The 13465-nt window shown below is 69.4% G+C and carries 11 protein-coding genes; 9 read left to right on the forward strand and 2 right to left on the reverse strand.

The window, feature by feature from the left end:
• The first annotated feature begins 67 nt into the window (after positions 1–67).
• From BLQ76_RS07370 to BLQ76_RS07385, 4 genes are read left to right on the forward strand one after another with little or no spacing between them, the layout of a single operon-like run.
• Entirely contained in the window at positions 68–1600 is a 1533-nt protein-coding gene (locus BLQ76_RS07370) for an acyl-CoA carboxylase subunit beta (RefSeq protein ID WP_090671451.1), read from the forward strand.
• Positions 1601–1626: 26 nt separating this feature from the next.
• Positions 1627–2043: a methylmalonyl-CoA epimerase gene (gene mce, locus BLQ76_RS07375; RefSeq protein WP_090671104.1), complete on the forward strand. Its 417-nt coding sequence runs from the start codon at positions 1627–1629 to the stop codon at positions 2041–2043.
• A complete protein-coding gene (gene scpA, locus BLQ76_RS07380; protein ID WP_090671107.1) occupies positions 2030–4165 on the forward strand; it encodes a methylmalonyl-CoA mutase in 2136 nt (711 codons plus the stop codon). The genes mce and scpA overlap by 14 nt, the downstream gene beginning before the upstream one ends.
• Positions 4166–4179: 14 nt before the next feature.
• A complete protein-coding gene (locus BLQ76_RS07385) occupies positions 4180–6186 on the forward strand; it encodes an acetyl-CoA carboxylase biotin carboxylase subunit (protein WP_090671110.1) in 2007 nt (668 codons plus the stop codon).
• Positions 6187–6202: 16 nt separating this feature from the next.
• Here BLQ76_RS07385 and BLQ76_RS07390 read toward each other — a convergent pair whose 3' ends face one another.
• A complete protein-coding gene (locus BLQ76_RS07390; protein WP_090671112.1) occupies positions 6203–7531 on the reverse strand; it encodes an aminotransferase-like domain-containing protein in 1329 nt (442 codons plus the stop codon).
• Positions 7532–7632: 101 nt separating this feature from the next.
• Here BLQ76_RS07390 and BLQ76_RS07395 point away from each other — a divergent pair, with 101 nt between their 5' ends.
• From BLQ76_RS07395 to BLQ76_RS07415, 5 genes are all read left to right on the forward strand, one after another.
• Positions 7633–8616, forward strand: a complete 984-nt coding sequence (locus tag BLQ76_RS07395; RefSeq protein ID WP_090671114.1) for a substrate-binding domain-containing protein — start codon at positions 7633–7635, stop codon at positions 8614–8616.
• Positions 8617–8683: 67 nt separating this feature from the next.
• Positions 8684–9577: an ABC transporter substrate-binding protein gene (locus BLQ76_RS07400; RefSeq protein WP_090671116.1), complete on the forward strand. Its 894-nt coding sequence runs from the start codon at positions 8684–8686 to the stop codon at positions 9575–9577.
• Positions 9574–10521: an amino acid ABC transporter permease gene (locus BLQ76_RS07405; protein ID WP_090671119.1), complete on the forward strand. Its 948-nt coding sequence runs from the start codon at positions 9574–9576 to the stop codon at positions 10519–10521. Before BLQ76_RS07400 ends, BLQ76_RS07405 begins: the two co-directional genes overlap by 4 nt.
• Positions 10518–11309: an amino acid ABC transporter ATP-binding protein gene (locus BLQ76_RS07410; RefSeq protein WP_090671122.1), complete on the forward strand. Its 792-nt coding sequence runs from the start codon at positions 10518–10520 to the stop codon at positions 11307–11309. The genes BLQ76_RS07405 and BLQ76_RS07410 overlap by 4 nt, the downstream gene beginning before the upstream one ends.
• Before the next feature lie 52 nt (positions 11310–11361).
• Positions 11362–12540 (forward strand): M20 aminoacylase family protein, encoded by a 1179-nt coding sequence (locus BLQ76_RS07415; protein WP_090671124.1) that lies wholly within the window; start codon positions 11362–11364, stop codon positions 12538–12540.
• A gap of 4 nt (positions 12541–12544) precedes the next feature.
• Here the strand turns inward: BLQ76_RS07415 and BLQ76_RS07420 are convergent, their stop codons facing one another.
• Positions 12545–13459: a bifunctional helix-turn-helix domain-containing protein/methylated-DNA--[protein]-cysteine S-methyltransferase gene (locus BLQ76_RS07420; protein WP_090671127.1), complete on the reverse strand. Its 915-nt coding sequence runs from the start codon at positions 13457–13459 to the stop codon at positions 12545–12547.
• Between the last annotated feature and the right edge of the window lie 6 nt (positions 13460–13465).

Consider the following 13465-nt stretch of genomic DNA (forward strand, 5'->3'; position numbering starts at 1 on the left):
TTGGCGTTTGCATATCGGCCGCCGTGTTGAAAGAACCATGCCGGGAGCATCGTCGCGGGAGCCGGGCATGATCGAGATCCTCGCCAAACTCGAGGCCAAGCGCGCCGAGGCGCGGGCGGGCGGCGGGACGCGGCGTGTGGAGGCGCAGCATGCGAAGGGTCGGTTGACGGCTCGCGAGCGCCTCGAGATCCTGCTCGACGAGGACAGCTTCGAGGAGCTCGACATGTATGTCGAGCACAACTGCGCCGACTTCGGCATGGCCGAGCAGCGCATACCCGGCGACGGCGTGGTGACGGGATCGGGCACGATCAACGGCCGGCTGGTCTTCGTCTTCAGCCAGGACTTCACGGTCTTCGGCGGCTCCCTGTCGGAGCGCCACGCGGGCAAGATCTGCAAGATCATGGACACGGCGATGCGGGTCGGGGCGCCGGTCATTGGTCTCAACGATTCCGGCGGCGCCCGCATCCAGGAGGGCGTCGCCTCGCTCGGGGGCTATGCCGAGGTCTTCCAGCGCAACGCGCTGGCGTCGGGCGTGGTGCCGCAGATCAGCCTCGTGATGGGCCCTTGCGCCGGTGGCGCGGTGTACTCGCCGGCCATGACCGATTTCATCTTCATGGTGCGGCACTCGTCCTACATGTTCGTGACCGGGCCCGACGTCGTGAAGACGGTCACGGGCGAGAAGGTCTCGCAGGAGGATCTCGGCGGGGCGGGCACCCATTCCACGCGCTCGGGCGTCGCCGACATGGCGCTGGAGAACGACGTGGAGGCGCTGCTCGCCACGCGCGACTTCTTCGACTTCCTGCCGGCCAGCAACCGCTCCGGCGTGCCCGAGCGTCCGACGCTCGATCCTGCCGAGCGGCTGGAGCCCTCGCTCGATACGCTGGTGCCGGCGGCCTCCAACAAGCCCTACGACATGCGCGAGCTGATCGTGAAGGTCGCGGACGAGGGCGACTTCTTCGAGCTGCAGCCCGACCACGCCGCCAATATCGTGATCGGCTTCGGTCGCATCGAGGGACGCACGGTCGGTTTCGTCGCCAACCAGCCTCTGGTTCTGGCCGGCGTTCTCGACATCAACGCCTCCAAGAAGGCGGCGCGCTTCGTGCGCTTCTGCGATGCCTTCGAGATCCCGATCGTGACCTTCGTGGACGTGCCGGGCTTCCTGCCGGGCGTCGCGCAGGAGCACAACGGCATCATCAAGCACGGGGCGAAGCTTCTGTTCGCCTATGCCGAGGCGACGGTGCCGAAGATCACGGTCATCACCCGCAAGGCCTATGGCGGCGCCTACGACGTGATGGCCTCCAAGCACCTGCGCGGCGACCTCAACTACGCCTGGCCCACCGCCGAGATCGCGGTGATGGGCGCCAAGGGCGCGGTGGAGATCATCTTCCGCCAGGATGCGGGCGATCCGGACAAGATCGCCGCGCGCACGCGCGAATACGAGGAGCGCTTCGCCAATCCGTTCGTCGCGGCCTCGATGGGCTTCATCGACGAGGTGATCATGCCTCATTCCACGCGTCGACGCATTGCGCTGGCCCTGCGCAAGCTGCGCGGCAAGCGGCTCGAGAACCCGTGGAAGAAGCACGACAACATTCCGCTATGAACCGCCTGGGGAGGGGAGGCCCTGCGATGTTCGAACGCTTGAACCATGTGGGCGTGGCGACGCCCTCGGTGGCGCGCGCCCGGGAACACTACGCGCGCCTGTTCGGACCGAGCGCGGTGGGGGCCAGCTTCGATCTGCCCGCGCAAGGGGTGCGCGTCTGCTTCGTCGATGCGCCTAACACACAGATCGAACTCATCGAGCCGCTCGGCGACGCCTCGCCGATCGCCGCCTTTCTGGACCGCAATCCGGCCGGCGGTCAGCACCATCTCTGCTTCGAGGTGGCTGATCTCGACGCGGCGATCCGCGATGCCGCATCCATGGGCGCGCGCCCCCTGGGCGAGCCACGTCTCGGCGCGCACGGCACGCGGGTCGTCTTCCTGCACCCGCGCGAGATGGGCGGCGTGCTCGTGGAACTGATGGAGGCGTCCCGTGCCGGACATTGAGGACTGGAAGGCGCTCGCGGCCAAGGAGACAGGGGAGCGCGACCTGACCTGGCACACCCCGGAGGGCATCGCCGTCAAGCCGCTCTACTCGGCCGAGGACACGGCGGGGTGGGACCCCGGCCTGCCGGGCTTCGCCCCGTTTGGGCGCGGCGTGAAGGCCACGATGTATGCCGGGCGCCCCTGGACGATCCGGCAATATGCGGGCTTCTCGACGGCCGAGGAGTCGAACGCCTTCTACCGGCGCAACCTCGCCGCGGGGCAAAAGGGACTGTCGGTCGCCTTCGACCTCGCCACGCACCGGGGCTACGATTCCGACCATCCGCGCGTGACGGGCGACGTCGGCAAGGCGGGGGTGGCGATCGACACGGTGGAGGACATGCGCATCCTCTTCGACGGCATCCCGCTCGGCGAGATGTCGGTGTCGATGACCATGAACGGGGCGGTGATCCCGGTGCTCGCCTTCTTTATCGTGGCGGGCGAGGAGCAGGGCGTGCCGCGCGCCCGGCTCGAGGGGACCATCCAGAACGACATCCTCAAGGAGTTCATGGTCCGCAACACCTACATCTACCCGCCCGAACCCTCCATGCGGATCGTCTCCGACATCTTCCGCTACACGGCCGCCGAGATGCCGCGCTTCAACTCGATCTCGATCTCGGGCTACCACATGCAGGAGGCCGGGGCGACGCAGCTCCAGGAACTCGCCTTCACGATCGCCGACGGTATGGAATACGTGCGCTCCGGCATCGCGTCGGGCCTCGACATCGACCGCTTCGCGCCGCGCCTGTCGTTCTTCTTCGCGATCGGCATGAACTTCTTCATGGAGATCGCCAAGCTCCGCGCCGCCCGCATCCTGTGGCACCGCGCGATGACCGCGCTCGGCGCGCGCGACGAGCGCTCCAAGATGCTGCGCACGCACTGCCAGACATCCGGCGTCTCGCTCACCGAGCAGGATCCGACCAACAACGTCATCCGCACCACGATCGAGGCGATGGCGGCGATGCTCGGCGGCACGCAGTCCCTTCATACCAACGCGCTCGACGAGGCGATCGCGCTGCCGACCGACCATTCGGCGCGCATCGCCCGCAACACGCAGCTCGTCCTCCAGGAGGAAACGGGCATGACCCGCGTCGTCGACCCGCTGGGCGGCTCCTACTACGTGGAGAGCCTGACCAAGGCGCTCGTGGACGGCGCGTGGAAGCTGATCCAGCGGATCGAGCGCGAGGGCGGCATGTCCCGGGCCGTTGCCGACGGCTGGCCGAAGGCGATGATCGAGGCGGCGTCGGCAGCGCGGGCCGCCCGGGTCGACCGGGGCGAGGACGTCGTGGTCGGGGTCAACAAGTTTCGCTTGAACGGCGAGGCGCCGATCGAGATCCTCGACGTCGACAACGTCGCGGTGCGCGAGGCGCAGGTGCGGCGCATCGCGGCCGTGAAGGCGGCACGCGATCCGGAAGCCGCGAACCGGGCGCTTGATGCCCTTCGCGAGGGGGCGAGCGGCACCGGCAATCTCCTGGAGCTCGCGGTCGAGGCAGCCCGCGCGCGCTGCACGCTCGGCGAGATCTCGTCGGCGATGGAGGACGTGTTCGGACGCTACGATACACGACCGGCCCCGGTCGCGGGCGTCTACGGCGGCGCCTACGGCGAGGATGCCCGCTGGACGCGCCTGACCGGCGCCGTCGCCGCCACGGAGCGACGCCTGGGTCGCCGACCGCGCATCCTGATCGCCAAGATGGGTCAGGACGGGCATGACCGGGGTGCGAACCTCGTCGCCTCGGCCTTCGGCGACCTCGGCTTCGAGATCGTCTCGGGACCCCTGTTCCAGACGCCGGCGGAGACCGCCGCGACGGCGGTGGAGCGCGAGGTCGACATCGTGGGCGTGTCGTCGCTCGCGGCCGGCCACAAGACGTTGATCCCCGAACTCGTCCGCTGTCTGGCGCAGGCCGGGCGCGCCGATATCCGCGTGATCGCCGGTGGGGTCATCCCGGCGCAGGACTACGACCTGCTGCGCCGCGCCGGCGTCCAGGCCATCTTCGGACCCGGCACCAACCTCGTGGATGCGGCGGCCGAGGTGCTGCGCCTTCTCGGCCACAACATGCCCCCCGTCGGCGAGGACGCCGCCGAATAGATCCGGAGACAGTCGTGTTTCAGAAGATCCTGGTCGCCAATCGGGGCGAGATCGCGTGCCGCATCATGCGCACCGCCCGGCGCATGGGGCTGGCGACGGTCGCGGTCTATTCCGACGCCGACACGGGTGCGCCCCACGTCCTCCTGGCCGACGAGGCGGTGCGCCTCGGGCCCGCGCCCGCCGCCGACAGCTATCTGCGGGCCGACCTCATCCTGGCCGCGGCGAAGGAGACGGGGGCCGATGCCATCCATCCCGGCTATGGCTTCCTGTCGGAGCGCGAAAGCTTCGCGCGGGCCTGCGAGGCGGCCGGCATCGTCTTCGTCGGTCCCTCGGCGGACGCGATCGCGGCGATGGGCGACAAGATCCAGTCCAAGAAGCTGGCGGCCGCGGCCGGCGTCAACGTCGTGCCGGGCCACCTCGGCGAGATCGAGACCACCGACGAGGCAGCCCGCATCGCGAGCGAGATCGGCTATCCCGTGATGATGAAGGCCTCGGCGGGCGGCGGCGGCAAGGGCATGCGCCTGGCCTGGAGCGAGGCGGAGCTGCGCGAAGGCTTCGATGCCGTGCGCCGCGAGGGCCAGGCGAGCTTCGGCGACGACCGCGTCTTCATCGAGCGCTTCATCGAGAGCCCGCGCCATATCGAGATCCAGGTGCTGGGCGACCGGCACGGCACGGTGCTCCACCTCGGCGAGCGGGAATGCTCGATCCAGCGCCGTCATCAGAAGGTGGTGGAGGAGGCCCCGTCACCCTTCGTATCACCGGCCATGCGCCGCGCCATGGGCGAGCAGGCGGTCGCGCTCGCCAAGGCCGTCGGCTACCATTCCGCCGGAACGGTGGAGCTGATCGTGTCGGGCGCCGACCCGACGGGGGCGAGCTTCTACTTCCTGGAAATGAACACGCGCCTCCAGGTCGAGCATCCCGTCACCGAGTTCGTCACCGGCCTCGACCTCGTGGAGCAGATGATCCGCGTGGCCGCCGGCGAGACGCTGGCGTTCGGACAGGACGACGTGCGGCTCGACGGCTGGGCGATCGAGACGCGTGTCTATGCCGAGGATCCCTATCGCGGCTTCCTGCCGTCCACCGGCCGCCTGACGCGCTATCGTCCGCCCGCGTCCGCGGCGGGCGTGCGCGTCGATGACGGCGTCGCGGAAGGAAGCGAGGTCTCGCCCTTCTACGATCCGATGATCGCCAAGCTCGTCACCCATGGCGCGACGCGGCAGGTGGCGATCGACCGGCAGGCCGATGCGCTGGACCGGTTCGAGCTGGAGGGCGTCGGCAACAACATCGATTTCCTCGCGGCTCTCATGCGGCACGAACGCTTCCGCGAGGGACGTCTCACCACCGGCTTCATTGCGGAGGAATACCCGGACGGTTTCGCAGGCGCGCCCGTCTCGCGCGAGGGCGTGCGGCATCTGGCCGGCGTCGCGGCCGTCCTCCAGACGCGCCTCAACCAGCGCGATCGCCTGATCAGCGGACAGCTGGGTCCAAGCCTTGCCGCGCCGAAGCAATGGCACGTGACGCTCGGCGATGTCGCCCATGCCGTCGAGGTCGACACGGATGCCGTGCGGATCGACGGCGTGGAGTTGCCCCTGCGCATCGACTGGGAGATCGGATCCGCGCTGTGCATGGCCCGGACCGGCGACACGACGACGACGGTGCGGGTCGCCCGGGAGCGCGGACGTTGGCGGCTGACGACCGGGGGCGCCAGCCATCGCGTCTCGGTTCTGGAGCCGAGGGTCGCGGACCTGCGCCGCCACATGATCCAGCGCCCGGCACCCGATCTCTCGCGTTTTCTGATCTGCCCCATGCCCGGTACGCTCACGGCGCTTCACGTGGCGGAAGGGCAGCGGGTCGCCGCAGGTCAGCCGCTGGCGACGGTGGAGGCCATGAAGATGGAGAACGTCCTGCGAGCCGGGAAGTCGGCGACGGTCGGCACCATCCGCGTCGCGCCCGGCGACGCGCTTCTGGTGGATGCCGTGATCCTGGAGTTCCAGGACGAGGCCGGGTCCGGCGCGCCCTAGCGCTCGGGCTCCCCGCTCAACTGCGAGCGGCCGTGCGCAGGGCGTCGGCGACCCTCTCATGGTTCGCCGCCAGCCGGGCCGTCGCGACGCGTACGAACGGGGTCGGGGCGACCGAGAACTTCGCACCCGCATGAACTGCGATGCCGCGCGCAGCCAGCGTGACGAGCGCATAGGATTCGGATGCGACCGGCATCCACACGCAAAGGCCGTCTCCCGCCGGCTCGATCCGGATGCCGCCCCGTTCCAGGGCCGCGGCGACGCGCTCGCGCCGCTCCCGATAAATCGCGCGCGCCCGCGCTAGGCACGCCTCCGTTTCTGGATCGCGCAGGAGCCAAGCCGTCGCGCCCTGGAGGATGCGGCTCGTCCAGCCGGAGCTGAAGGAGCGGTAGGACTGGATCTCCTCGACGATCGCCGCCGAGCTCGACAGGACCGCGAGCCGCAGGTCGGGACCGAGCGTCTTGGAATAGGACAGGATGTGGATCACCCGGTCCGGAAACCGCGCGCCCAGCGTCTGCCGCGGAGCCGTCGAGATGTCGCCGACGCCGTCGTCCTCGACGATCAGCGTGCTGGTGCCGGCCAGAACGCCCGCCAGGACATCGAGGCGTTCGCGGCTGACCGTGCGGCCCGTTACGGAATGAAGGCGGGGCTGAAACAGGAAGGCGGCGGGCTTGCGGGCGAGCGCGTTCGCCAGCGAGGCGGGCAGGGGACCTTGCGCATCGCAGGCGACGGGCAGGATTTCCACGCCGAGATCCTCGAGGATGTCGAGAAGGCGCATGGCGGTCGGGTCCTCGATCGCCACCGCCGACCCCGGCCGCACCAGGGCGTGAAGAAGCGTATAGACCGCGTTGTAGCCGCCATTGGTCACCAGGAAGGCGCCGGGATCGTAGGGCCAGCTTTCCCGGACGGCTTCCTCGAGCTCCGGCAGGATGCGGTTGCGCTCGTAGCTGTTCAGGCCCTCGGCGCGTGCGCCGTGCGCGAGCGCGCCGGCGAGCGACGGCAGCAGCGCCGTGTCGGGGCTTGCCACCGAGAGGTCCAGAACGTCCGGACCGTAGTGCCCGGCGCTCGCCAGCCGCTCCGGCTTGGCCACGACGCTGTCGGCGCTGACGAACGTTCCGTTGCGCCCCCGCCCGGTGATGATCTTCTGGCGTCGCAGATCGCTCCACGCTTCCGAGATCGTGGCGGGGCTGACGCCGAGCTCGAAGGCAAGGTCGCGGATCGCCGGAAGCTTGGTTCCCACCGGCAGGGTGCCGACGCGGATCAGGGAACGGGTCTCCTGCGCGATGCCCTTCATGGTGCGGTTGCCGATCTTTTCCGCAAACCACGAGGCAGATGCCGTTTTGCTCATCAAACGATCCGGAATTAATGTTCAGGTACTAAATTCGATTTGATAGGGATTATCCGAACATTTAGCCCTTGAGGAAAGACCTTGCCGAAGAAAGAACGCGCATGCCCGTCACGCTCCGCCTCGCCGTCCGCGACTGGGACTATCTGACCCCCTTGGCGCTCGGTGACGTGCGTTCGCCGCGCCTCGATCTAGCTGTCGAGCGCGTGGGAACGCTGGTCTCCCACCTTGGCCGCGAGCCGGCCTTCGACGCGGCCGAGATGTCGTTCAGCCGCTACGCGCAGATGCGCTTCGAGGGCGATGCGAGCGTCGTCGGCCTGCCGAACTTCGTGATGCGCGGCTTCCGGCACCGCTGCGTGATCACGAGCGAGCACAGCCCGTTGCGCTCGCTGGCCGAGCTCGGCGGCAAGCGCATCGGCGTCACCGGCTGGCGCGACTCGGGCAACACCTGGACCCGCGCCGCCCTTCGCCGCGAGGGCGTGGGTGTCGAGGACGCGCGCTGGTTCGCCGGGCGGCTCACCCAAGCCCACCCGATCACCGATCGCCTCGACGGCTTCGGCCGCCCGGGACGGATCGAAGCGGCGCCCGGCGAGCGGCCGATGATGGAGCTTCTGGCGGAAGGCGAGCTCGATGCCGTGTTCACGCCCTTCATGCCGGACGGCTTCTTTGGACCGCATTCGGGCTTCCGGCAGGTGGTCGCCGACTATCGCTCCGCCGAGCGCGACTACTTCCACGATGTCGGCTACGTGCCGGGCATGCATCTCCTGGGCGTCAAGGCCGAGGTCCTTGCCGAGCACCCGTGGGTCGCGGCGGAGCTCAGCGAGCTCGTCGACGAGTCCCAGCGCGTGTGGCTCGCCAAGCGCCGCAAGTACGCCGACACGACGCCCTGGATCATCGAGGAGCTGAGCCGCTCATCGCGCGACCTGCCGGCCGACTGGAACCGGAGCGGTCTTGCCGCCAACGAGCCCATGATCGCGGACTTCGCCGCCGAGCTTCACGCGCAGGGCATCCTGCCGCGCCTCCTGTCGCCGGCCGAGCTCTTCCCGGGCGGCGACGAGCTGATCGCCCCGCAACGCGCCGCGGCCTGATCGCGCGCCCCATCCCGACCACCCCGTCCTTCGGCGCATCCCGTCGCCAAACCAGGAGCCTCCGCGCATGACACGTCATATCGCCGCCTCAGCCGCCCTCCTGTCTGTCCTCTGGATCGGACAAGCGGTCGCCCAGGACGCCGCCTCCGTTCCCATGCCGAAGGTCGACGAGGCCCTGCGGGCGCGCCTGCCCGAGGAGATCCGGGCGGCGGGCAAGATGATCTCGGTCAACAACGGGTCGTTTCCGCCCTACGAGATCGTCACCGGCACCGAGATGACCGGGGCGAGCGCCGACCTGTCCGAAGCGCTCGGCGCGCTTCTGGGCGTCCGGATCGATCACGCGACGGTGGGCGGCCTGCCGGCCCTGCTGGCGGGCGTCAACTCGGGACGCTACCAGTTCGCCTTCGGCCCGACCGGCGACTACAAGAGCCGGCAGGCTGCCAACGACTTCGTGGACTGGGTGCAGGAGTTCGTGGTCTTCGGCGTCCAGAAAGGCAATCCGAAGGGCATCGTCTCGCTCGATACCGCCTGCGGCCAGCGCATCTCGGTGATGGCGGGCGGATCGGCCGAGCGCGTGATCCAGGCGCAGAGCCGTATCTGCCAGGAGGGCGGCAAGGAGCCGGTAGAGGTGCAGTCCTACACCGACCAACCGAGCTCGATCCTGGCGGTCCGCTCCAAGCGCGCCGATGCCTTCTTCTCCTCGCAGGCCCCGCTCACCTACTTCGTATCCCAGGCCAACGGCCAGCTGGAACTGGCGGGGGTCGGCGCCTCGAACGGCTTCGAGGACATCTACCAGGGCGCCGTGGTCGCCAAGGGTTCGCCGCTCGGGCCGCTTCTTCTGGATGCCCTCAAGGTCCTGATGGCCGACGGCACCTATGCGGCGATCATGACCAAGTGGGGCCTGGAGAACAACATGATCAAGGAGCCCGGCATCAACCTTGGCGGGGACCTGCCGAAGTGAGCCGCCGCGTCTCCTCCCCGCCGCTGGCCGACCCCTCGTCGCGCGACGTCTCGCAAGCCCACCGCCCGTTCCCGGTCGGCCGCCTCGCCCTTTGGGCGCTCGTGCTGCTGATCGCCGTCAACGCCGTGGTGGTGGTCGCCCGCAACGAGAATTTCGGCTGGCCAGTGGTCGCGCACTGGTTCTTCGATCCGACCGTCATGCAGGGGCTCAGCGTCACGCTCTGGCTGACCGTGGTGGCGATGCTGATCGGCGTGGCGCTTGGGCTCGCGCTGGCCGTCATGCGCCTGTCGGGCGACCGTCTGGCGACGGGCTTCGCGGGGCTCTTCATCTGGTTCTTCCGCGGCACGCCGCTGCTGGTCCAGCTGATCTTCTGGTATAACCTCTCGACCCTGTTCCCGACGATCTCGATCGGGATCCCGTTCGGCCCGACCTTCGCCTCGTGGGACACCAACGACCTGATCACCCCGATCACGGCGGCGATCGTCGGCCTGGCGTTGAACGAGGCGGCCTACATGGCGGAGATCATCCGGGGCGGCCTCCTGTCGGTGGACAAGGGTCAGGCCGAGACGGCGGCCGCCTTCGGCATGACGAAGGGCCGGGCCCTGCGTCGCATCATCATCCCGCAGGCGATGCGCTCCATCGTGCCGCCCACCGGCAACCAGCTGATCTCGATGATCAAGGCAACCTCGCTCGTCAGCGTGATCGCGATGGCCGATCTCCTCTACTCCGTGCAGTCGATCTACAACCGCACCTTCGAGATCGTGCCGATGCTCTTGGTCGCCGTGGTCTGGTATCTCCTGATCACCTCGGTGCTGAACGTCGGGCAGGGCTATATCGAGCGCTACTACGCCCGGGGCGTCGGCCGCAGCGCCGCGCGCCGCGCCGCAGCGCCGGAGCCGAGCGCCACCACGCCCTCCCTCGCGATCGCGGAGACCCGCCCATGAGCGCGCTCGCCGCGTCCCCCGCCGCCGTCGAACCCGTGGTTCGCGCGCGCAACGTCCACAAGGCCTTCGACCGGCTGGAGGTCTTGAAAGGCATCGACCTTGACGTCGCGCCGGGCGAGACCGTGGTGATCCTCGGACCCTCGGGATCGGGCAAGTCGACCTTCCTGCGCTGCCTCAACCACCTTGAAGCCATCGATCGCGGCTCGATCGAGGTGGACGGCGAGCAGATCGGCTACCGCTGGCATCGCGGCCGGCTCGAAGCGCTCAGCGAGCGGGCGACCACGCTGCAGCGCCGCCGGATCGGCATGGTGTTCCAGCAGTTCAACCTCTACCCGCACATGACGGCGCTGGAAAACATCATCGAGGCGCCGATCGGCGTCCATGGCGAGCGCCGGGCCGAGGCCGTCCGGCATGCCCGCGAGCTTCTGGATCGCGTCGGTCTGGGCGCCAAGGCCGACAGCTACCCCGCGCAACTGTCCGGCGGCCAGCAGCAGCGCGTCGCGATCGCTCGCGCCCTCGCCATCCGCCCGCGCCTCATGCTGTTCGACGAGCCGACCTCGGCGCTCGATCCCGAACTCGTCGGCGAGGTGCTCGCCACCATGCGCGATCTGGCCGGTCGCGGCATGACCATGATCGTGGTGACCCACGAGATCGGCTTCGCCCGCGAGGCGGCCGACCGCGTGGTGTTCATGGACGGCGGCCATATCGTGGAAGAGGGACCGCCCGAGGCCGTTCTCGGCAACCCGCAGCACCCCCGCACCCGCGCCTTCCTCGGTCGTTTCATCTGATCCCTGCCGACGCCCCGCCATGCGGGCGGGGTCGTCGCCTCGAAAGCCTTTCATGTCCCGATCCAACGATTTCGCCCGCCTCAAGGACTTCGAGGCCGCACGCGACGACCTCACCGCTACGCGCCGTCATCTGCATGCCCATCCCGAGCTGTCCTACGACGAGCGGGAAACGGCGGCCTTCGTGGCAGGCAAGCTCGAGGCGTGGGGCTACGAGGTGGTGCGCGGGATCGGCGGCCACGGTGTCGTCGCGCGGCTCCGCAGCGGCTCGGGCGAGCGTTCCATCGCCATCCGCGCTGATATGGATGCCCTGCCGATCACCGAGGAGACCGGGCTTCCCTACGCGAGCCGGGTTCCCGGCCGCATGCATGCCTGCGGCCACGACGGCCATACGACCATGCTGCTCGGCGCGGCCGAATACCTGGCTCGCACGCGGCGCTTCTCGGGAACCGTGAACCTCATCTTCCAGCCGGCCGAGGAGGGCGGGAACCCCAGCGGCGCCCGCGCTATGATCGAGGACGGGCTGCTCGAGCGCTTTCCCTTCGACGCGATCTTCGGCCTCCACAACCATCCCGGCGCACCGGAGGGGCATATCCTCACGCGCGCCGGGCCGATCATGGCCGCTGGCGACACAGTCGCGATCACGGTGCGCGGCAAGGGCGGTCACGCCTCGCGGCCCCACCTCTCGATCGATCCCGTGATGGTCGCGTGCTCGCTCGTCATGGCGCTGCAGACCGTGGTGTCGCGCTCGGTCGATCCGACGCAGACCGCGGTCGTCACGGTGGGCGCGATCCATGCCGGAGAGGCCAGCAACGTCATTCCCGACACGGCCCGCCTCCTTCTCAGCGTGCGCTCGTTCGATCCCGCCGTGCGCACGCTTCTGGAAACGCGCATACGCGACCTCGCCACGTCGCATGCCGCGGGCTACGGCGCGAGCGTCGAGATCGACTACCAGCACGGCTATCCCGTCGTGGTGAACGCGGAGGCCGAGACGGCGTTTGCCCGCGAGGTCGCCACCGAACTGGTCGGGGAGGCGAGCGTGTCGACCTGCGCCCTGATCCCCGGCAGCGAGGACTTCGCCTACTTCCTGGAGCACAAGCCGGGCTCGTTCCTGCGGCTCGGCAACGGCGTCCATTCCGCCATGCTGCACAACGCGAAGTACGATTTTGCCGACGCCTCGCTGACCGTGGGCGCCGCGCTCTGGGCGCGCCTCGCGGAGCGCTACCTCCAGTAGCGCATCAGGGGCGGGTCGCAGCGGCCGGCCGCGCGAGCGCGAACTCCCATCCGAGCATGGCGCGCTTGCGCGTCAGTCCCCAATGATAGCCGGTCAGCGCGCCGGTCGATCCCATGGCGCGGTGGCAGGGCACCACGAACGAGATCGGGTTGCGCCCGACCGCCGCGCCGACGGCCCGCGCCGCCTTCGGGCTGCCGATCTCGGCGGCCAGCCGTCCATAGGTCGTGGCCTCTCCAAGCGGCACGGCCAGCAATCGCTCCCAGACCCGGACCTCGAAGTTCGTGCCGATCAGGACGATGCGCAGCGGTGCCTCGGCGCGCCAGGCCGCGGGCTCGAAGACCCGCGCGACCCAGAGCCTGGCCTCCGTGTCGTCGCGCCGGCTTCGGGCGGCCGGCCAGCGGCCGAGCATGTCGCGGAGCGCTCCCTCGTCGCCGCCATGCTCGCTGTCCGAGAAGCCGATGCCCGCCAGGCCCCGGTCCGTCCACAAGACGAGCGTGCGCCCGAAGGGACCGTCGGCGAAGCCGTAGGTGATCTCCAGCCCGGCGCCGCGTTCCTTGTGCGCGCCCGGGCTCATCGCCTCGAAGCGCACGAACAGATCGTGAAGGCGCGAGGGGCCGCTCAGACCGACCTCGTGCGCGGCGTCGAGGAGCGGCAGGCCCTGGCCGAGCAGGCGTCGCGCGTGGTCGATCGTCACCGCCTGCAGGAAGGCCTTCGGGCTGAGACCCGCCCAGCGGCGGAACACGGCCTCGAGATGGGCCTCGCCGACACGCACCGCGCGCGCGGTCTCGGCGAGCGTCGGCTGCCGGCGATAGCGCTCGGACGTGAATTCCAGCGTGCGGCGGACGATCTCGTAGTCGTCTTGCGGGGCGAGCGCCTCCAACGGCGTGCCGGCAGCCGGATCGGTGAACTGGAGCGTCATGGTCAC

Source organism: Aureimonas jatrophae, assembly GCF_900104035.1.
GTDB classification, from domain to species: Bacteria; Pseudomonadota; Alphaproteobacteria; order Rhizobiales; family Rhizobiaceae; genus Aureimonas; species Aureimonas jatrophae.